Origin of the sequence: Serinicoccus marinus DSM 15273, from assembly GCF_008386315.1 — a bacterium.
Lineage (GTDB): Bacteria > Actinomycetota > Actinomycetes > Actinomycetales > Dermatophilaceae > Ornithinicoccus > Ornithinicoccus marinus.
Genome location: NZ_CP043808.1, coordinates 2,989,791 through 3,009,205, shown reverse-complemented (window position 1 = coordinate 3,009,205; position 19,415 = coordinate 2,989,791). Strand labels below are relative to the sequence as shown.

Here is a 19,415-nt window from a genome sequence, read left to right as displayed (position 1 = left end):
CTCTTCACAATCCGGGGTGTAGTCGCGGCCTGAATCCACCGGCCTCGAGCAGGGCTCGGGCGATGTAGTGGATCAGGTTGCGAAACCCGAGCGCCAGGCCGCGCAGGTGTTCGAGTCGACCGTTCACGGCCTCGGTGGGTCCGTTGCTGGTGCGGGGCCGGTCGAAGTAGGCCAGGACGTCCTCGGCCCGCTTGGACAGGGTGCGGCCGAGCTTGCGCAGCTCGACCAGCGGCGCCGGTACACCGTCGGTGAGGCGTCGATGACCGAGCGCATCTCGATGCGGCCAGCGGACCGGTCGGCGTCACGGTAGGCGGAGATCATCCGCTGGTAAATGCCCCAGGTGACCTCGACCTGCACGTGCTTCTCCCGAGTCGTGCCAATTTAGTGTGTCGGCCAGGTAGTGCCAGTCGCGGTGAGGATGTCGCGCGCGGTGTCGGTGAGTGGGTCGGCGGCGGTGTGCTCGTGTCCGGCGATGTTCATGGTGATCTACTGCAGCGGGCGTAGCGCACGGACGATCTTCTTGATGCTCAGTCCGGTGGCGTCTTGCAGGTGTCGGCTGACCGCGAGGGCGGTCGTGACGAGGGTGAGGTGGGCCTCGATCGCGTCGCGCTCGTGATGGAACACGGGCCGGGCACGTAGGTCGCTCTTAGTCATCCGGAAGGAAGCTTCGACCTGCCACAACGAGTGGTAGGAAGCGATGACTTCCGCCGCGGGCATCACGGAGGCGGGCAGGTTGGTGGCGTAGCCCTTCAGCCCGACGAGCCGGCGGGCCCGGGCCAGGGCCGCCTCGTACAGGCTCCTCGCGCCGTTGCTGGTCTTGACGAACCTGGGTGTGCGGGCGGCTTTCTCGCCGGCGATGACGGCCTTGGCGCGGTTCTCCTGCAGGGTCAGGGTCTTGCTGTCGCGGGCGGCCCGTCTGGCCGAGTAGGCCCACACCGCCCGCCAGGACCGCTCGTGCACCCCTGGGTCCCACACCGGCTCGGCCCGCTTCTTCGCATCGTTGGTCGCCCGGGCGGTGGCGGTGGCCACCCGCGGGGTGATGGTGTCGATGACCTGCCCATCGGCGAAAGCGTCCCCGTGCCAGAGGAAGTGAGAGGCCAGATCACCGGTGCCTTCGCGACCCGGGAGCCGACGATGAACCGCAGGTTCGCCGCGTCCAGCTTGAGGTTGCCCGCGGACAGCATCCCGGCGTCAGCGACGATGACCATGTCGGCCAGGCCGTGACGTTCTTGGAACGCCATCACGACCGGCAGGATCGTCGACGTCTCGGCCTTGTTGCCCTCGAAGCAGCCGACCTCCAACGGGAAATCAGCCCGGTCCACGAGCAGGCCGACGACGATCTGGGGATCGACCCGGCGCTCCTTGGAGAAGCCGACCTTGCGCAGCTCGTCCTCCTGCTCTGCCTCGAAGTAGAGCGTGGTGACGTCATAGAGCACCAGGGACAGGTCACCGTGCGCGGCGGCATGGGCGAAGCAGGCCGCGGCGACCTGGTCGCGGTAGCCCCGCTCCTGGGCTCGGCCCAGCGAGCGGAACATCGTGCGCAGCGAGACATGCGGCACGCCCAGTTCACCCAGCACATGGCACCAGTCGTCCGGCTCACCCCGGCACCGACGCGCCCGACCCCTCTACACCCTCATCTGTGAGAAGCCTCCTTTCGTTCCCATCTTCGCGCTCGGGGACTACCCAGACTGTGGGAAGCCGTGTAGGGTGAGGTTCCCTACCGCAGGCTTGCTGGGGGAAAGCCTTGACAGCAAGGAGCCCCAGACTCATGGTTTTTCCGACCGGCCGCTTGGTGTACAACGCTTTAGGTCACTTTGGCCTAGCGTTGTCGGTCGTTCTGGTCCCGGGACTCGCGGTTCCTTCCGCCTCCGCTGACACCGAGGCTACGTCGCCCCAACGCATGGGTGGGTCTAGTGACGCCGTGTCATCCGAGGGTGAGGAGTTGGTGACAAACGGGTCCTTCGACGAAGGCGTGACCGGGTGGAAGGTTAACGATTCTGCGGTGACGAGCATCACTCACGTCGAGAACGGGCAGGCCGGGCCTGGTGTCCGATTGGCGACCACTCGGGGCAACATCGGCGTTCTCAACGATCTAGAGAACACGGTCACCGCTTCTCCCAGAGGGACCACCTACGAGGTGTCGGCGTGGGTGCGTGCTGAGCAAGTGCCCACCGGTGGACACTTACGGGTGCGGGAAGTTGCCGGTATAATCACGCAAACCCACCAAGAGTGGTTCTGGCTCACGGACGACGAATGGCAGCACGTACGCTTCAACTTCACTTCAGAGCTAAGCGACGCGCAGTTGGGGGTGAACACACTGCTCTATGCGTCGTCGGCGGATCGAGGTCTTCTTGTGGATGGAATCACGATGAAAGCGTTGGTCAACGATCCCCAAGCACGTGTTGGGACGTTGACTAACGGCTGTCCCTACGACCGTCGAGGTGTCCCTGAGTGCGGGGCCTACATGGGTGGGGCTCACGGTGGAAACACGGACCCGAGTGAGTGGGAGGAGAGCCTGAACCATCAATTAGGTGTTCGCCGCACCTACTGGCGACCGGATCAGGTTGAATCTGCGGTCAGCGTTGCCAAGGAAGACCTGGAGCATCAACGACTCCCTTGGATCAGTTTCAAGATGCCCTATTCCTGGACTGACATGGCCGACGGGCGCGGTGATGCCTGGACGAGGGATCTGGCTACTCGGCTCGCGGCACTGGACGGCCCGGTGTGGCTGGCCCTCCACCATGAGCCCGAGGGAGATGGCGATGTCCAGGCGTGGAAGCGCATGCAGGAACGGCTGGCTCCACTCGTGCGCGAGAGTGCCCCCAACGTGGGTTACACGGTCATCCTTACCGGATGGAACCAACTCTACGGTCCTGCAGAGTTTGACCTGTCGGCCATTTGGCCCAACGCGCCGGTGGATGTTGCCGGCTTCGATGTCTTCCAGAGTTACGGGCAGATCAAGGATGGACGTCTCAACACCGACATCGTCGATCTCAGGACTCGCTACTTTGCTCCTCTAGCCGAATGGGCTGAGGAAGAAGGTGTCGCGTGGGGCCTTGCAGAGACTGGATACAGCGACGTTGCCTCGCCCATCTGGCCCAATTGGCCGGACGATACGTACCAAGACGTAGTGGACCTCGGAGGGGTGGCGTTCTCCTACTTCGACACGGACCTCAACAGTAGTGCTTCGTGGAGTCTTGGCGATACCCCAGCCAAGGTTAAAGCCTTCACCGATGCGATTCAGGGCACGCCCACTCTTCCGGACACAGAACCAACTTTGTCCCAGCCGAAATGTGCGATGGAGCAGCGCCAAACGCTCGCTCAACCCTGCTTCTCGGAGTGATTCTCGCGGAAGGCTGTCTGGGGCTGAGCGCTACCGCTTGTGAGTTGATTGAGCGTTCGTGTCCGGTTTGACGCGCTGGATCAAACAACATCGGTACGGTCCTCGTGAGACCTCCAGGAGGGTGCACGATGAGCAGCAACAACACCTCGATGCCGAGGCGGCGACGGCCGAAGAAGGTCCTGTCACCGTCGGCGAAGTATGAGATCTGGCTGCGGCTGGTCCGTGGTGAGGCCACGATCGCTCAGGCCGCGACCGAGGCCGGTGTCGACCGGTTCACGATCATCCGCGTGCGGCAGGTCGCCAAGGATGGTGCGCTGGCGGCGCTGGCCGCCTCCCGGCCCGGCACACCCGGCAAGAGCCCGCGGGACCTTGAGCTGGAGGAGGCCAACGCCGAGATCGCCCGGCTGGGCGAGGCGGTCAAGGAGCTGGCGGTGAAGCTGACGCTCATCGAGGGAAAAGGGGGCTCGGTTTGACGCCCACGGCACCTGTTCCGGCCCGGGTCGAGGCCGGCATCAAGGAGGCGCTGCTGGGCCTGGTCGAGCACGCCACCGAGCGTGGCTGGCCGGTGGAGAAGGCCTGCGCCGTGCTCGGCCTGGACGCGCGCCGCGCCCGCCGCTGGACCCGCCGGCGCGACAGCGACGCCGGGCTGGTCGACGCCCGCCCCGGCGCGAGCCTCAACGCCCTGACCCCGGCCGAGATCGAGGCCATCGTGGCCGCGTTCGAGACCTTCGGTGAGAGAGACTTCTCCCACCGACGCCTGGCCCACCGCGGCTCCTACGAGCACCTCTTCTGGGCCGCGCCCTCTACGGTGCGCCGGGTCCTGAACGACCACGACCTGCGGTTTCGTCACCCACCACGGCCCGCTGCGGGCCAGCGGCGCCCGTTCCCGGACTGGGCCTCATACACCCCGAACTCCATCTGGATCTACGACACAACGCACTTCACCGCCGCCGGCGTGGGCGCCCTGTCCATCGAGGACCTGGTCTCGCGCAAGTGGATCAGCACCGTCGTCTCGGTCGAGCAGACCCACACCCAGGTCCAGCTCGCGTTCGAGCAGGCCCTGGAGGTCGAGGGCCTGCTCGAGATCGCGCTGGCGCGGGCCGACGCGCTGGACCGTGCGCTGGCCCTGGACGGTGAGGACGAGCTCACCCCGATCCTGCTCGCCGTCTCCGACAACGGCTCGCAGATGATCTCGGCGAACACCCGCAAGTTCATGGCCATGGTCGCCATCGCCCAGCACTTCGGCCGCCCCTCCACCCCGACCGACCAGGCCTGGATCGAGTCGCTGAACGGGACCGTCAAGGCCGAGTGGCCGCACCTGACCAAGATCACCGACCCCGCCGTGCTGCGCGCTGAACTGCAGACCGTGCGCACCGAGTACAACTCCGCCCGGCTGCACTCCGCCCTTGGCTACGTCACTCCCGACGACGAGCACGAGGGCCGCGCCGAGGCCATCCGGCAGGACCGCCGCGACGGACTGGCCCGAGCCGCCCGGCGGCGACTTGCCTACCACCGCAACCAACGACAGAATCAACCGGACCCAGAGGACCCGGATGTGGTGTGATCCCACCGCCCCAAGCGGACATTAACGCTGAAACACCTCACTTAAGCGTGTCTGCTGGTTGACGATCGAGCCAGTCCATCAGCGACCGCTGCATCAGGAGTGCCCGCGGCTTTACGAGGTGACCAAAGTCGTCTTGGGCCGAAACAGCGTAGCGGCAGGTGATCGAGGCTAGATAGATGCCAGCGAGAACCGAGCTCTCGTCCTTATCGGAAAGTTTAAGTCCTGCACGGACAGCCTGAGGCGTACTCCCCTCAATCCTCGTCACGGCGTTGACGCCGTAGTGAAAGGAGTCTAATCCTGCTGGCACCCCAGACTCGAAGCGCTCCCAATCCCAAAGTTGGATTCGATCCTCGCAGCGGGACATATTCCAGGGTGTCCAATCACCATGCCACGCACCGATAGCCAACAGGCGCGTACCGACTCGATCAGCCAGCTTCGCGAATGCGCTGTGCAGGTCGTCTCGTAGAGCTGTATCGGAGAGGCCATCAACTGCTTCTGTCATCCTCCCCCATAACGGCGTCTCGGTCAGCGGACGTGAACCCTCGGCAAACGCTCCTGCGAGAGCGTTCATGGCTTCTGTTGGCAAGTTCCACTGACGCTTCGGCCGTTGCCGGAACGATGTCCGAAGGGAAGACATCACGAGAATGAACATCCCGTGCCAGGTGCCCGAATGCAGCACGGATGGCACCTCGAGCATGGGGTCGAGCCGCCCCGATATTCTCTCCAACGCAGCAGCTTCCCCGCGCACGTTGCGCTCCGCCGACTCGCTGTCCCCGACCTTGACGTAGGCAACGCTCCTGCCGCCTCGGTCAAAGACCTCGAGGACAGGTTTGCGGTTGGCACGTGCTGGCCCTACCCCAATACTCACATCCACGTCATAACCGAGTATGGCTGCTAGGTGAGAGGCGAGGCTCTCTTTGCCACTAGAAACGATAACCCGATCACGAAAGACGGCAGAGCCAGCCATGCGCAGAACGGCGGATGCCCCGAGTCGTTGAATTGTTTCGCGAGCAGATAAGCCGGCACTGAAACGGCGCATGGCCGCTGCCGCGGCTCGTGGATTATTAGCAGGGACCAAGAGTCGTGGATTGTGGGCGTTGGGTACAACAATAAAGTTGTTCGACCCGCGCCTTTGCGACCGGTGGGCAGTCGCCATGCTGACATTGTCGGCGTCAGGCCAAAGGCGGCTGACAGCCGACACCAAAGGGTCCGCGGCTCCAGCCCGGGTCACGAAGTCTCATCCCCAGCGCGTAGGTCCTTCAGGGTCTGATTGATCAAGGTTGAGGACGTGCCCTGGGTGTAGGGGAAATAGAGGATCTGAACGCTAACCTCCTTGAATTTCGTTTCGAGGTCCATCCATTTGGGTGACTGGTACCAGTCGTCCCCGACAAACATGATGTCGAACTGCAGCTTGCGCCACATCTCGAATTTGTCCATATCGTACTGTGGAACCGCCGCGTCCACGTATTCAATGCTACGCACGATTTCGAGCCGCTCAGAAAATGGAATCACCGACTTTTTGTTTTTGTAGGCGACTAGTTCGTCGACGGTCACACCAACAATTAGTCGATCACAGAGCCCCTTCGCGTTCTTGAGGAGAGTGAGGTGGCCAACATGGAATAGGTCGAACACGCCGGTGGTGTAGCCCACCTTGTATGGGGGAGTAAGTCTAGTCATCAGTTTCCAACACTTCGAGGTTGAACGTGAGCCATTTGTCCATCGGTGATGCCCCGATGGGTCCGTAGTCTTTGAACACGCTTTCAAGGTCAACAGGGAATCCCACTTTGGGGCGGTTCACGATCGCCTGTGGTACCAAGTCCGAAAAGACCCGTTTCAGGGGGGCCTTGGCGATCCCGTTCGCTACGCGGTAGTGGTAGGCGACGCCTGCCATCCTCTCGACCAGCCGATGATCAACGAACGGTACCCGAGCTTCCACGCTGCACAACATCGTGGAGTTGTCCAATCTACGAAGCAGGCCGTGCAAGTGAGCCACCTGGAAGAACGCGGCAACAACATCTACAGTCGAACCGCGGCCCATGAAGGGAGAGAGAGCATCTTCAAGGATTTCAGGGTCTCGGTGGCCACCATATGAATAAAAGCGGTCGAAGCCATCTATGTCAAAGTCTCCCTGCTGCGCCGCTGCCCAATTGAAGATTCGGTCATAGCCGAAGAATAGTTCGTCAGCGCCCTCTCCGCTGAGAACGACCGTGTTGTGCTCTTTGACTGCAGACGTCATGGTGTACAGCAGAACCTCGTTGGGCACTGACAGAGGTTCGCCCCGAGCCCTGACCATCTCCTTGGCTGTCTTGAGAAACTCCTTGTCTGTGGTCAGCACCTCGTGATGCTTTGTGCCGAATCGCCGCGCTGCGATAGTTGCCCACTCGAACTCGTTCGATTCCTCGGTTCCGACGGTCCAGGTATGCGGCCGATCGGCCAGGCCTGCGACGATGGTGCTGTCGAGCCCACCGCTAAGATAACTCCCGACCGGCACGTCGGAAATTTGGCGATATGCCACCGCGCTCTCCACGAGTTCGCGGAGTTCTTCATCGGACGGCGGGTCCTGTTCCCCCTCCGGCAGTGACCAGTATCGATGAATGCGACCATCTTTGAGGTAGCACCCAGCCGGAAACATGGAAATTCCCTGATACAACGTGCGTCCGTTAAAGAACGTACGCAGCTTCTGATACTGGCGCAGTCCGACTTCGTCGATTTTATGCTCTGGATAGAGTTCGAGAATGGGTGCAATCTCGGAGGAAAGTGTGTGATTGTTCCCAGTTTGTCGGTGGTAAAGCGGCTTGATTCCCAACCTATCTCGAGCTGCGAAGATTTCAGTCGAGCGAGTATCAAGGATGACCAAGGCAAACATGCCATTCAATTCGTCCAGCATCCGCTCTCCGAGTCGTGCGTACAACTCGACCAGCACCTCGGTGTCTCCGGTAGTGCGTTGCTCGATACCGTATCGACGGGCCAGTTCACGGTAGTTGTAGACTTCTCCGTTGTAGATCATCTGGTAGCGGCCGTCCCTGCTGGCGAACGGTTGGTCGCTGCGCCGGTCGAGGTCGAGGATCGACAGCCGGTTGTGCCCAAGGTGAGCCCCCACGGTGTGGGCATGGCATCCAGCGACATCGGGACCGCGGTGTCGCATCAGGTTCAGGGCATGGATAAAGTGAGAGTGCTCAAGAGCAGGATCATTGGAGAAGAGCAAGCCGCACATAGTGAGGCCAACATATACCAGAAGCGTTGGACGCCCGTAGGGTGTGCGGCGCCCGAAGCGGCTAGATGGCTCTACACGGACGAGGGCGGTGTTCCGACACCTCCGGCCGGGTACGGCCGGTTGCCGCCACTCGCCTGAGGAGGACCGATGAAGCTGAGCCGTCGACTTGCCCGCGCCGCCCGCACTAGACTGCCGCGCTCGACCGAGCATGCTGTGAAGGCGATCGTGCTGCGCTGGGGGCGGTGGACCGCCAGATGGCGGATGGTGCCAGACATCGTGATCGTAGGTGCCCAGCGCTCCGGCACGACTACCCTCTTCCGGCTGCTGAGTGACCACCCACAAGTGGTCCGGCCCACCGTTTCGAAGGGCATGGCGTACTTCGACCTGAACTACGACCGGGGATTTAGTTGGTATCGGGCTCAGTTTCCGCTGAAGTTGACTGCTCGTCTCCGGTCGAGAAACCGTCCAGTGAAGACGTTCGAGAGCAGTGGTTACTACATGTTTCACCCACTAGCGGCGCAGCGGATCGCCGACGATCTGCCAGAGGCGAAACTCGTAGCCATGCTGCGGGAGCCGGTGCAGCGGGCATACTCGGCTCACAGGCACGAACTGCGGCGCGGTTTCGAGAGTGAGCCATTCGAAGAGGCCATCGCCCGCGAGAGCGACCGTGTCGATGGAGAGGCCGAGCGTCTAACTGCTGATCCCTCGTATCGTAGCTTTGAGCATCAGCACCACGCCTACCTTGGCCGGAGTGAGTATGCCGCACAGATCAGCCGCCTCATAGCGGCAGTAGGCGAGAACCGCCTGTACGTAGTAGATGCCGAGCGGTTCTTCCGAGACCCCTCGAAGGAATTCGCCAAGCTGTGCCTATGGCTTGGTCTGGAAGAGCAGACTGACATTGATGTGGAAGCATGGAACGCTGCCCCCCGGGAGGCGATGAGCGATCAGGTGCGCACCGACCTAGAGCAGCGCTTTGCACCCCACAATGCTGCCCTCAGCGCTGTTCTTCAGCAACTTCCCAGCTGGGATTCACAACGCGCCCCGTTCGAGCAGGGTCGCGACAACCCGCTCTGAGGCATGACCGGTGTCGAAGGTGCAGAAGCGTTGGACGAAGTCCGTGTACTTGTCGGTTTGTCGATTGGCAGCCTGGTCAATCGAGCACAGCACTTGAGCCAACTCCTCGGTCGACCGGGTGATCGGCCCGGGCGCCCACGACTCGTAGTCAAAGTAGAACCCTCGTACTTGGTCGCGATAGCGCGCTAAATCGGGAGCGTGGAGAACGATAGGTTTGCCGGTGACCGCGAAGTCATAGATGATGGAAGAATAGTCTGAAACCATGGCGTCAGCTGCGAGGATGAGGTCAGTGACGTCAGGGTAGCTGCTTACATCCTGCACTCGACGTACAGGCAATTTTTCGTCCCCACTTACATGGTTGTGCAAGCGGTTGAGGACACGACATCGTTCGGTAGCGAAGAGTCGAGCAACGACCAGTCGATCAGCGTCGGGTGGTAAAATCCGCCACCCTCACGCTGAGCATCGTCTCGCCAGGTTGGCGCATAGAGCACTGCCTGCTGATCCTCCCGCAGCCCTAGATGGCGCCGTATCTCCTTTCGACGCGTTCCGTCATCAGTGACGAGCACGTCGTTCCGCGGATAGCCGACCTCCAGAACCTCGCCGTGGTAGTCGAAGGCACCACGCAGAATCCTGGTGTACTCCGTGCTGTTGGACAGCAGGTAGTCCCATTTGGCCACGTCCCGGAGCATGCGTTTCCGGTGTGTCATGCCATTGCGGTAGCGAGGTTGTGACTCGTCCAGACCCACCAATTTAATTGGGTTTCCATGCCACGCCTGCACGTAAGTGACCTTTGGCCCCTTGACTAGGTGCCGGGTAACAATGTCGTTCGTTACGAGGGCGTCGCAAGCAGCCAAATGTGCGAAGTGTCGCATCCGGTGTCGCGGAATGCAGGTGACGTCCTGGGGAAAATCTGCACGGGTCGCGGCCACCCAGACCCGCTCGATCTCAGGAGACTGCCTACCGAGCAGTTCAGAAACTGCCCGCGGACTGTCACTGTAGCGACCTCGCCACGACTCGAAGAGTGCTCGCTGCTTGCCCATCAGGCTCCTTGAGTGCGGCTGGCGGAGGCGGCGGTGATTGTAGTAATGGGTAGCCACGTCCTCTGTTGGTGTGCACCGTCATCTAGGTCTTTCCAAAAGTTAAACTATATCAGTCTTTGGGCGGTCTGCGTACGCGGTACCCACCGTTGGGGGCCGTCGGCGGGCTACCTGGGCATGGCGCTCTTACCAGGGACGCAGGGAGTCGGTGCTCGTTTCGAAGCGCGTGCCGGAACACCCTTCGAGTCAGTTGACGGCCATGACCGCCTAGCCGGGATCGTTCACGGGTGGCGGCGTGATCGGCGCGTAGAAGCACCTAAGTGCTCCCCGAGCAAGAAAAACTTGGACTTGTCTAAGGTCCCAGGTCCGCCCAGCAGGAAGCACCCGTAAGCGAAGCGTACGTCGTCGTCGTCGGGGTTGTCGTTATCTGCGGATGGTGTCGGCGTAGTGGCCCACGGGGGCCGCGTCGGGCTGCGCCTGCTGACGGATCGGACCGGTCTGACGGGCGCACCTTGGACGAGGTCACACCGGGACGGGCGAAGGTGATCACCGCCGCGAGGGCCAGGGCTCGGCGCCGGGTCTGGCCCCTGATCCCCGGTGAGGTGCCGGCCAGCAAGGTCGCCGAGACCGACCTGGGTGTCACGGGCGTCCTCGGTGTCGACGCGACGATCGTGCTCGCGCACAGCGAGAAGGAGCAGGCGACGCCGACCTTCAAGCGGACCTTCGGGTTCCACCCCTCGGGCGTGTGGTGCGACAACACGAGTGAGTTCCTGGCCGCGAAGCTGCGCACCGGACGGGCCGGCTCAAACACCGCCGCGGACCACATCGAGGTCCTGGCTGCGGCGATCGCCCAGGTCCCCGCCGTCCACCGCAAGGACCTGCTGGTCCGCTCCGACGGCGCCGGTGCCTCGCACGACCTGCTGGACTGACTCACCGCCCAAAGGCAGGTCCGTGGCCGCCGGGTGGAGTACGCCGTCGGGTTCGCGCTCACCGAGAAGATCCGCGACGCCATCACCCTGGTCCCCACCACGACCTGGGTGAGCGCGATCGACGCGGACGGAGGCGTCCGCGCCGGCGGGGACGTCGCCGAGCTGACCGGGCTGCTCGACCTGGGCCACTGGCCCGCGGGGATGCGGGTGATCGTGCGACGGGAACGTCCTCACCCCGGCGCTCAGCTGTCCCTGTTCGAGGAGGCCGACGGGTGGCGCTACCAAGCCTTCGTCACCAACACCGGCGCCGGGCAGCTGGCGTCCCTGGAGGCCCGCAACCGCGCCCAGGCAAGGGTCGAGGACCGCATCCGGCACGCCAAGGACTCCGGCCTGGGACGGTTGCCCTCCCGCCAGTTCGCCATGAACCAGACCTGGCCCTGCTGGTCACGATCGACGCCGACCTCACCGCCTCACCCCGGCTGCTGGCCCTCACCGGTCACGCCACGACCCTGGCGCCGTGCGAGCCCCTAGGCGCTGCGCTACCGGTTCCTGCACGTGCCCGCCCGACTCACCCACGGAGGACGCCGCCGGCGGCTGCGGATCCCGACGTCCTGGCCGTGGGCGGCAGTCATCGTCGCCGTCTTCCCGAACATCGCGACCACCCCCCCGGGCCAGCCTGACCACACCCGTCCACCCACGACATCACCACCCGGAGAACCGCAGCCCGGCAGCGCCAGCCGGCGCTACGCCACGCCCAGGCGCCGGATCCAAACGAGAACGCAGGTCACGGCCACGCCGGGCCCGCCAGCCCGACCTCATGAAAGACCGGGTCTAGGGCGATACGGTTCTGTGCAGCAGAAACCCCAATCGTTCGACATCCACGAGTCACACACTGTCCTAGACCCAGGAGCGCCAGATGGCTGATCACCTTCCCCTCGTCTGCGTCATTATTCCGACCCATGAACGCCCGAGGAGTTGCGCGCAGCCCTCGCGAGCGTGGCTGCTCAGGACTACGAGGGCCCCATTGAGGTGGTGGTCGTCTACGATCGATCAGAGCCGGATCAGAGCCTGAGCCGAGAGGGAGACCGGCCGGTCGTGGTCATGAAGAACGCTCGGACGCCAGGTCTCGCCGGGGGGCGAAATACGGGCATCGTGAGTACGGCGGCACCGATCGTGGCCTTCTGCGACGATGACGATCAGTGGATGCCGACCAAACTGCGGCGGCAAATCGAGGCGCTGAGCGAATTTCCGAGTGCTCCTATGGCGACGTCCTCGATCATTGTTGACTACGAGGGCCAGTCTTCGACTCGGAGCGTTGGTGGGCCTCAAGTGACTCACGAGATGCTTGTGCGATCCCGGATGGCCATGCTGCACTCCTCCACCTTTGTCTTTCGCCGGGATGAATTAGTCGGACGGTTGGGGCTCATCAGCGAAGAGATTCCGGGAAGCCAGAATGAGGACTGGGATATTTTGCTGCGGGCATCGCAGATTCACCCAATTGTTCACGTGGATGAGCCGCTCGTTCATGTGAAGTGGGGGCGGAGCTCTTTTTTTGCGCGACGCTGGGACACCAAGATTGACAGTTCTGTCTGGATGTTGCGCAATCACCCGGACGTAGCGAAGGATCGTCGCGGTGCCGCCCGGGTCATGGGCCAGATCGCCTTCGCGCATGCATGCAGTGGTGACCGCTGGGGCGCGTGGCGCTGGTCCGCCAGGGCAGCCCGTCGAAACCCAGTGCAGTGGCGGTGGGCCCTCTCGAGCGTTGTGGCGCTCTGGCCCCCAGCGGGAGAGCACGCTCTGGGGCTCCTCCATCGAGTTGGCAGGGGTGTCTGATCGTGAGCCACGCTGGGGACTCTCGGCCAACGGTCGACGTGGCTGGTATTGGCGTGAGAGATGCTTCGACCGAGGACGTCATCATGCAGGCGGCCATACCCGCCACCCACGGTGCGCGCCTTATCTACGCGCTTCATGTGGGAGGCCTCGACTCGCTGAGTGACCCCGCTTTCCGTCGGGCACTTGAGGAGGCAGACCTCGTCTACGCCGATGGTGCTGCTGTCGTCTTATTGGCACGAATCGCGGGTTCTGGGTCGATCACTAGGTCCGCCACGACGGATATTGGTATCCCGGTCATCAGAGAACTGGGTCGCCAACTGGCCAGAACGCCACGAGTGGCCATGGTGGGTGGGCAGATTCAGACTACAAACAAGGCTGCCGACGCTCTGCGTGCTCAAGTAGATTGCGAGGTCGTCCTGGTCGAGAATGGGTATTTCGATGACGACGCAGACCTCCTCGAAAGGGTCAACTCTGTCAAGCCAGATATAGTGGTCGTTGGGCTAGGGATGCCGAAAGAGGCTCTGTGGACCCATAGTAGGCGCGAGGACCTACCGACGGCGCTCATACTCACGTGCGGGGGGTGGTTTGGCTTCCTTGCCGGAGAAGAACCGCGAGCGCCACAGCTTCTACGACGTACGGGCATGGAGTGGTCCTACCGCCTTGCTCACGATTTTCCGCGGCTGCGCCGCAGGTACGCGGTGGGAGCGTGGCTCACGCTTCGGAACATCCCGCGCCAGCTGCGAGAGCGGAGATCTTGATCACGGCGGGTCGGTGGCAGACAACAACCGTCCACTCCTCGACGGGCAAGTAGTGAAGAGTAACCAAGGCGAAGACGTCGTTGAAGAACGTAGAGGTCTAAGAAAGCTCCCATCGGACGGCGCCAGAGCGAAGAGGGCGATCTGGGCGAAGTCCGAGGACACTGAGTCTACTCGCAGATGACAGTAGGGCCAGCCGATGGATGATCATGGGTAGCACGAGACCGGCGCCCAGGGAAATGAAGAACTGCAGCTAGAGTGTTTCTACACCCATAAGTTGCAGCATTCGGCGCGCCCCGGTGGTTCCCAAGACGTGGTAAAGATAAATAGAATAGGAATATTGAGAATATCGGCATACGCGCGGCCATGTAGGCAAGGGGAAGTACGCAAGGAGGCAGCAGGACAATCCAAAAGCGAGACTTTGAATGTCACGACGGTCAAGAGACCGCGTGCCCTCAGAGAAGTATCCAAGAATGTTGGCGGCAGCGCTCATAATTAAGATACCAACAAGCAAAAAGGACGGTGCTGCGCGATATCCTAACGGAAATTTGGCTAGCGCCTACACATGCGGCTGCTAGGAAGAATGGTGCAAGGTAGACGGCAGCGTTGATCGAGAAGATGTTGGTGCTGAAGTAAATCCTGAATGCGAAGGCGCGAAGGATGCTAGGAGGAGGAAACGAAGATCGATGCGCAACAGCGTGTGGAGTGATGCGACAACCATCAATATCAAGAACAATGCTTGAAGAAATCAATAGTGCGCGCATGGGAGTACGAGCAATTTCCATACCTCATTAATCGGCACGGCGTATTGCAGCCCCGGCGGCGTGGGCGAGACTCGGGAAGCAAAGAACGGCGGTGAGGCCAGGGATCAGCAGGCGCCGAACTTTCCTCGTGCGAACGCCCAGGAGGTTTGGGGTCGGGGCGTACGCAAACTGAAGACGAAGCCTGCGACGGATGCCAACAAGGGCATGCGGAGGTCCACAAGAAAATCGGCGAAGAATCGGTACGCGGAGGGGTAGTCCTGTCTCAGTCAGAGCTCGGGTCATCGCCAATGACGTGGTAGGCAACGAGCAGTACGGTAGCCACGACACGTGTCGTCTCGATGCTCCCGCCCGAGGGGCTATCGTAAACGGGGTCGTGTGCTCATGATCACCTTCCGCGGCTGTTCGATTGTGAGGCCACCCTACCGTCGAAGCGCTCTGACCCATACTCCCAAAGACACAGATCAGCGCCTAGAGCACCTACGGCCGAGGCCATTCCCGCGCTTCGAAGCACGGCTGAGGCGATCTTCCGGCTGGCGTGGTGCAACAATCTCAGGCGTCATCTCAGACCGCAAGGCTGTCACGCGCTAAACCAACGGAGGAGCATCCGTGTCGTTCGACGCCTGGCTCACGCTCGTGGTGATCGTCGGCGTCCTCATCCTCCTGGTCCGTCAACGGGTGAGCCCGTGGGTGGCGGTCCTTGGCGGAGTGATAGCCCTCCTTGTCCTCAACGTCATATCTGCAGCCCAGGCCTTCTCCGGGTTCTCGAACCCCGCTCCGATCACCGTGGCTGCACTGTATGTCGTTGCGGCCGGTGTCGAGAAGACTGGCGCGCTCGCTCCACTCCTGCAGCGGACGCTGGGAGATCAAGGGCGGTATCGGCGTCCGCTGCTGCGGGTGCTGACCCCGACCGTCGGTGCGTCCGCCCTGCTTAACAACACTCCGATCGTGGCCATGCTCATCCCGCAGGTGACGGCTTGGTGCGAGCGGCAGGGCCGGTCGGCCAGCAAGTTCCTCATGCCGATCTCCTTCGCGGCCGTGCTCGGGGGCCTGCTCACCGTCATCGGCACTTCGACCAACCTCGTCGTCTCCGGGCAGATGACCGAGCTGGGCCTCGAGGCGATCGGCTTCTTCGAGATCGGGCGGCTGGGGCTGCCCATCGCGATCCTGGGGCTCCTGGTCCTCGTCGCCGTCGCACCCAGGCTCCTCCCGGCCCGCCGCTCCGCGCGGGAGGAGTTGCAGAGCGAGGGCCGGCGCTTCTCCATCGAGATGATCGTGCAGCCCGGTGGGCCGGTCGACGGCCGCACCGTGGAGGAGGCCAAGCTGCGGTCCCTCCCCGGTCTGTTCCTCGTGTCGGTGGACCGGGGTGACACCGTCATCGCCCCCGTCCGGCCCGACACCGTGCTGCGGGGCGGCAACCGTCTGCACTTCGTCGGCTCGGTCAGCAAGGTCGTCGACGCCCAGCTCATGCCGGGACTGCGCTCGGCCGAGCTCGAGCACGTCCTCGACCTCAAAAGCGAGAGCGCGAAGTACTTCGAGGTCGTCGTGGGCTCCCAGTCGCCGCTGGTCGGCCGCACCCTGCGGGAGTCGGACTTCCGGTCGACCTACCAGGCCGCGGTGGTGGGCATCCACCGGTCGGGCCACCTCGTCGACGGCAAGCTCGGCGCCCAGACCATCCGGCTCGGCGACACCCTCATCGTCGTGTCCGACCCCGACTTCCGGAAGCGGTGGCGCGACCACTCCGACTTCCTGCTCATCGCCGGTCTCGACGGCTCCCCGCCCGCGGCGACGCCGCGCGCCTGGATCCCCGTCACCGTCCTGGTGCTCGTGGTCGGCCTCGCCGCCCTCGACGTCCTGCCGATCCTGCAGGGCTCGCTGCTCGGTGCGGTCGCGCTCGTGCTCTCCGGCGTGCTCTCCGCCCAGGAGGCCCGGCGGGCGGTCGACCTCGAGGTCATCCTCGTCATCGCCTCGGCCTTCGGGCTCGCCAGCGCCATGCAGGTCTCGGGCCTGGCCGGCGCGGTCGCCGGCGGGCTGGTCGCCTCCCTCGGCACCTTCGGCACCGTCGGGGTCCTGCTCGGCCTGGTGCTGGCGACGATCGTCCTCACCGAGCTGGTGACGAACAACGCAGCGGCGCTGCTCATGCTGCCGGTCGCCGTGGCGACCGCCGAGTCGGTGGGCATGGACCCGCGTGGCGCGGCGATCGCCGTCGCCGTGGCCGCGTCGGCCTCGTTCCTGTCGCCGATCGGCTATCAGACCAACATGATGGTCTACGGCCCCGGCGGCTACCGGTTCACCGACTACGCCCGGCTCGGCTGGGTGCTCACCGTGCTCGTGGTCGTGGCGACGGTGGTGCTCACCCCGCTGCTCTGGCCCTAGTGGGTCAGCCCAGGTCCGTCGTCGACAGGGCGGCGAGCAGCTCCTCGGCGACCTCGGGGCGGCACACCACGAGGTCGGGCGACCACGGGTTCTCCTTGTTGTAGACCAGCGGGCTCCCGTCGACCCGGCTCGTGTGCAGCCCGTATGCCTGAGCCACCGCGACCGGCGCCGCCGAGTCCCACTCGTACTGCCCGCCGGCGTGCACGTAGGCGTCCGACGACCCGTCGACGACCGACATCGCCTTGACCCCGGCCGATCCCATCGGCACGGTCGTCGCGCCCATCGTCCGGCCGAGCTCCTCGGCGAAGGCCGGGGGGCGCGAGCGGCTCACGGCCAGCCGCAGCGGCGGCTCGCCCTCCGGTCGTGCCGGGATGCCGTCGCCCTGCTCGTCGGTGCCGTAGGTCACGCCGCGGGCGGGGAGCGCGACCGCACCGGCCACGAGCTCGCCGCCCTGCCACAGCGCCACGTGCACCGCCCAGTCGTCGCGGGGCACCTCGCTGAACTCGCGGGTCCCGTCGAGCGGGTCGATGATCCACACCCGGTCGGCCGACAGCCGCGCGTGGTCGTCGGCCGCCTCCTCGCTGAGCACGGCGTCACCGGGAGCGCGCTCGGCCAGGGCAGCGGCCAGCACCTCCTGGGAGGCGGCGTCCCCGGCGTCCTTGAGCTCGCGGCCCTCGACGCCGGCGGCGTGCAGCTCGGTGCGCACGGCGAGCAGGCGCTCCCCGGCGAGGTCGGCGAGCTCGCGGGCGAGCTGGTGGTCGTCGGTCATGGTGGTTCCCCTCACGGTGTGGTGGTCGGTGGTGTCGGTGGTCAGTCGGTGGTGGCGGGCAGCTCGAGCGCGGCCAGGATCTGGTCGACGAGCGGGTCGACGTCCTGCCCGGTCGTGTCGAGGGTCAGGGTGGCGTCGGTGGGCACCTCGTAGGGCGAGCTGATGCCGGTGAAGTCGGGGATCTCGCCGGCGCGGGCACGGGCATACAGGCCCTTGCGGTCGCGCCGCTCGCACTCCTCGAGCGGGGTGGCGACGTGCACGAGGACGAGGCGGCCGCCGCGGCCCTCGACCATGGCGCGCACGTCCTGGCGGGTGCGCTCGAAGGGGGCGATCGGGCTCGCGATCGCGATCCCGCCGTGCCGCGCGATCTCCGCGGCGACCCAGCCGATCCGGCGGATGTTGGTCTCCCGGTCTTCGGGCGAGAAGCCCAGGCCCGCCGACAGGTGGCGGCGCACGACGTCGCCGTCGAGCAGCGAGACCGCGCGCCCCTCGTCCTCGACGAGCCGGTCGCGCAGCGCCCGCGCCAGCGTCGACTTCCCGGAGCCGGAGAGCCCGCTGAGGAGCACGACGACGCCTCTGCTCCGGTATGCCCCGTGCCCCGTCGCGGCGGTCAGGTCGTGGACGGTGCCGTCGTCACCGGCCAGGGCAGCCCGGACCTGCTCGACCCGCTGCCGCCGGTCCGGGGCGGCGAGCCCGACCGGGGCGACGCGCAGGGCATACCCCCCGTCGTCGGCCGCCCGCCGGACCGCACGGACCAGGTCGAGGTCTCGCTGGTTGTCGTCACCGTCGGTGGACGCGAGCGCCACGAGGGTGCGCGTCCCCTCCGGCACGCGATCCAGGGCCGCAGCGTCGTCCACCAGCGCGGCAGGCAGCTCGACCCCGTCCTCGGTGAGGTGCCACCCCTCGAACGGCCGCGACGACCGTGGCGAGAGCCAGCCGAGCGAGCCGTCCGCGCCCACCTCGGCGACCGGCACCCCCTCGGCGTCGACCACGGTGACCGGTCCCGCCGGCACCCCCACGTCGTCCGGCGCCAGCAGCCCCAGACGCACCAGCTCGAGGTCGTCGAGCGCGGGCATACCGGGGAAGAGTGCGGGGTAGGCGCTGGAATCGCTCACGACACGAGAGTGTGTCACCTCATCGGTGACGTTCGATCGAGATGTGCGGCTAGGGGTCCGGCTATGGTGCCGAGAGTTCGTAGCCCTGGGCGGCACTCGAACGTCGAGGATGCTGCACCAGGCGCACACGGTGACGAGCAAAGGATCAGCAATGACGGAAACCACTACCCTCGAGGAGTTCCAGGCGAAGTTCCGCACGGAGGAGCTCCTGGTCTATCGGAACGAAGCATGGACCTGGTCTGTGCGACCCGCCCAGCCGACCCTCGGCGCGGGGATCCTGTCCCTCAACAGGTTCGCCCTCACCCTCGGCGAGGTCACGCCGGATGAGATGTCGTTGCTCTCCGATGTCACGCGCAAGATCGAGGCTGCGGTGAGCCAGACGTTCGATCACCAGATCATGAACTACCTGGCCCTGATGATGGTCGACCATCACGTGCACTACCACGTCCTGCCGCGCTATGACGGGCTGCGGGAGTTCGCCGGGCTCGAGTGGGTTGACAACGGTTGGCCCGCCTTCCCCGTCCTGTCAGACGCGCAGCATCAGGACAGTGACACGGCGCTGTCGGACATCCAGAAGGCGCTGGGCGCCGCCGTGTGAACCCCCGCGCCGTCTCGACCGCGGAGAGCGTTGTCCACATCGCGGTG

The 19,415-nt window shown here is 64.4% G+C and carries 15 protein-coding genes and 3 pseudogenes; 9 read left to right on the top strand and 9 right to left on the bottom strand.

From position 1 onward, the window contains the following. Positions 1 to 4 precede the first annotated feature (4 nt). A pseudogene (locus FU792_RS14530) lies at positions 5 to 366 on the bottom strand (transposase); the annotation flags it as partial. A gap of 15 nt (positions 367 to 381) precedes the next feature. After that, a pseudogene (locus FU792_RS14525) lies at positions 382 to 1,589 on the bottom strand (IS1634 family transposase); the annotation flags it as partial. 179 nt (positions 1,590 to 1,768) lie between these two features. On the opposite strand from FU792_RS14525, the gene FU792_RS14520 reads away from it, so the two are divergent. The 3 genes from FU792_RS14520 (at position 1,769) to FU792_RS14510 (ending at position 4,907) form a co-directional block, all read left to right on the top strand. Continuing rightward, the gene (locus FU792_RS14520) at positions 1,769 to 3,343 is read left to right on the top strand and encodes a carbohydrate binding domain-containing protein (RefSeq protein ID WP_022926287.1); all 1,575 of its coding nucleotides are present in this window, start codon (positions 1,769 to 1,771) and stop codon (positions 3,341 to 3,343) included. Positions 3,344 to 3,471: 128 nt separating this feature from the next. Beyond that, positions 3,472 to 3,816: a hypothetical protein gene (locus FU792_RS14515; protein WP_028131265.1), complete on the top strand. Its 345-nt coding sequence runs from the start codon at positions 3,472 to 3,474 to the stop codon at positions 3,814 to 3,816. Further along, complete coding sequence (locus FU792_RS14510) at positions 3,813 to 4,907, top strand: integrase core domain-containing protein (protein ID WP_202804775.1); 1,095 nt, start codon at positions 3,813 to 3,815, stop codon at positions 4,905 to 4,907. The genes FU792_RS14515 and FU792_RS14510 overlap by 4 nt, the downstream gene beginning before the upstream one ends. Before the next feature lie 37 nt (positions 4,908 to 4,944). Here the strand turns inward: FU792_RS14510 and FU792_RS14505 are convergent, their stop codons facing one another. The 3 genes from FU792_RS14505 to asnB all read right to left on the bottom strand — a co-directional run bounded on the left by FU792_RS14505 (position 4,945) and on the right by asnB (position 8,112). Then, positions 4,945 to 6,063, bottom strand: a complete 1,119-nt coding sequence (locus tag FU792_RS14505; RefSeq protein ID WP_149814860.1) for a hypothetical protein — start codon at positions 6,061 to 6,063, stop codon at positions 4,945 to 4,947. Positions 6,064 to 6,134: 71 nt separating this feature from the next. Then, the gene (locus tag FU792_RS14500) at positions 6,135 to 6,557 is read right to left on the bottom strand and encodes an FAD synthase family protein (RefSeq protein WP_022926286.1); all 423 of its coding nucleotides are present in this window, start codon (positions 6,555 to 6,557) and stop codon (positions 6,135 to 6,137) included. Positions 6,558 to 6,576: 19 nt separating this feature from the next. Then, positions 6,577 to 8,112, bottom strand: coding sequence for an asparagine synthase (glutamine-hydrolyzing) (gene asnB / locus FU792_RS14495; protein ID WP_202804774.1), 1,536 nt, complete (start codon positions 8,110 to 8,112; stop codon positions 6,577 to 6,579). A gap of 156 nt (positions 8,113 to 8,268) precedes the next feature. On the opposite strand from asnB, the gene FU792_RS14490 reads away from it, so the two are divergent. Beyond that, a complete protein-coding gene (locus FU792_RS14490) occupies positions 8,269 to 9,195 on the top strand; it encodes a sulfotransferase family protein (RefSeq protein ID WP_052327922.1) in 927 nt (308 codons plus the stop codon). On the opposite strand, the gene FU792_RS18615 is transcribed toward FU792_RS14490, so the two are convergent. Beyond that, the gene (locus FU792_RS18615) at positions 9,151 to 9,531 is read right to left on the bottom strand and encodes a CDP-glycerol glycerophosphotransferase family protein (protein ID WP_275100784.1); all 381 of its coding nucleotides are present in this window, start codon (positions 9,529 to 9,531) and stop codon (positions 9,151 to 9,153) included. The two genes, FU792_RS14490 and FU792_RS18615, sit on opposite strands and share 45 nt — an antisense overlap. A 14-nt stretch (positions 9,532 to 9,545) precedes the next feature. Further along, the gene (locus FU792_RS18610; protein WP_149814858.1) at positions 9,546 to 10,235 is read right to left on the bottom strand and encodes a CDP-glycerol glycerophosphotransferase family protein; all 690 of its coding nucleotides are present in this window, start codon (positions 10,233 to 10,235) and stop codon (positions 9,546 to 9,548) included. Between the two features lie 539 nt (positions 10,236 to 10,774). Here FU792_RS18610 and FU792_RS14475 point away from each other — a divergent pair. From FU792_RS14475 to FU792_RS14460, 4 genes and pseudogenes are all read left to right on the top strand, one after another. Continuing rightward, positions 10,775 to 11,692, top strand: a pseudogene (locus FU792_RS14475) (transposase). 465 nt (positions 11,693 to 12,157) lie between these two features. Continuing rightward, positions 12,158 to 12,994: a glycosyltransferase family 2 protein gene (locus FU792_RS14470; protein WP_202980386.1), complete on the top strand. Its 837-nt coding sequence runs from the start codon at positions 12,158 to 12,160 to the stop codon at positions 12,992 to 12,994. 83 nt (positions 12,995 to 13,077) lie between these two features. Beyond that, positions 13,078 to 13,752, top strand: coding sequence for a WecB/TagA/CpsF family glycosyltransferase (locus FU792_RS19390; protein ID WP_084485261.1), 675 nt, complete (start codon positions 13,078 to 13,080; stop codon positions 13,750 to 13,752). Positions 13,753 to 15,119: 1,367 nt separating this feature from the next. Continuing rightward, the gene (locus FU792_RS14460) at positions 15,120 to 16,886 is read left to right on the top strand and encodes an SLC13 family permease (RefSeq protein ID WP_022926281.1); all 1,767 of its coding nucleotides are present in this window, start codon (positions 15,120 to 15,122) and stop codon (positions 16,884 to 16,886) included. A gap of 4 nt (positions 16,887 to 16,890) precedes the next feature. Here FU792_RS14460 and FU792_RS14455 read toward each other — a convergent pair whose 3' ends face one another. Both FU792_RS14455 and cysC read right to left on the bottom strand, forming a co-directional pair. Further along, positions 16,891 to 17,655, bottom strand: a complete 765-nt coding sequence (locus tag FU792_RS14455; RefSeq protein WP_022926280.1) for a 3'(2'),5'-bisphosphate nucleotidase CysQ — start codon at positions 17,653 to 17,655, stop codon at positions 16,891 to 16,893. Positions 17,656 to 17,696: 41 nt separating this feature from the next. Beyond that, the gene (gene cysC / locus FU792_RS14450) at positions 17,697 to 18,770 is read right to left on the bottom strand and encodes an adenylyl-sulfate kinase (protein ID WP_237740069.1); all 1,074 of its coding nucleotides are present in this window, start codon (positions 18,768 to 18,770) and stop codon (positions 17,697 to 17,699) included. 151 nt (positions 18,771 to 18,921) lie between these two features. Between cysC and FU792_RS14445 the strand changes: the two genes are divergently transcribed. Continuing rightward, complete coding sequence (locus FU792_RS14445; protein WP_022926278.1) at positions 18,922 to 19,368, top strand: HIT family protein; 447 nt, start codon at positions 18,922 to 18,924, stop codon at positions 19,366 to 19,368. The last annotated feature ends 47 nt before the right edge of the window (positions 19,369 to 19,415 follow it).

Excerpts from the sequence above, each read along its gene's own strand:
- FU792_RS14520 (WP_022926287.1), top strand. The coding sequence starts at position 1,769 with ATGGTTTTTCCGACCGGCCGCTTGGTGTACAACGCTTTAGGTCACTTT.
- FU792_RS14515 (WP_028131265.1), top strand. The coding sequence starts at position 3,472 with ATGAGCAGCAACAACACCTCGATGCCGAGGCGGCGACGGCCGAAGAAG.
- FU792_RS14505 (WP_149814860.1), bottom strand. The coding sequence starts at position 6,063 with ATGGCGACTGCCCACCGGTCGCAAAGGCGCGGGTCGAACAACTTTATT.
- FU792_RS14490 (WP_052327922.1), top strand. The coding sequence starts at position 8,269 with ATGAAGCTGAGCCGTCGACTTGCCCGCGCCGCCCGCACTAGACTGCCG.
- FU792_RS18610 (WP_149814858.1), bottom strand. The coding sequence starts at position 10,235 with ATGGGCAAGCAGCGAGCACTCTTCGAGTCGTGGCGAGGTCGCTACAGT.
- FU792_RS19390 (WP_084485261.1), top strand. The coding sequence starts at position 13,078 with ATGCAGGCGGCCATACCCGCCACCCACGGTGCGCGCCTTATCTACGCG.
- FU792_RS14455 (WP_022926280.1), bottom strand. The coding sequence starts at position 17,655 with ATGACCGACGACCACCAGCTCGCCCGCGAGCTCGCCGACCTCGCCGGG.
- FU792_RS14445 (WP_022926278.1), top strand. The coding sequence starts at position 18,922 with ATGACGGAAACCACTACCCTCGAGGAGTTCCAGGCGAAGTTCCGCACG.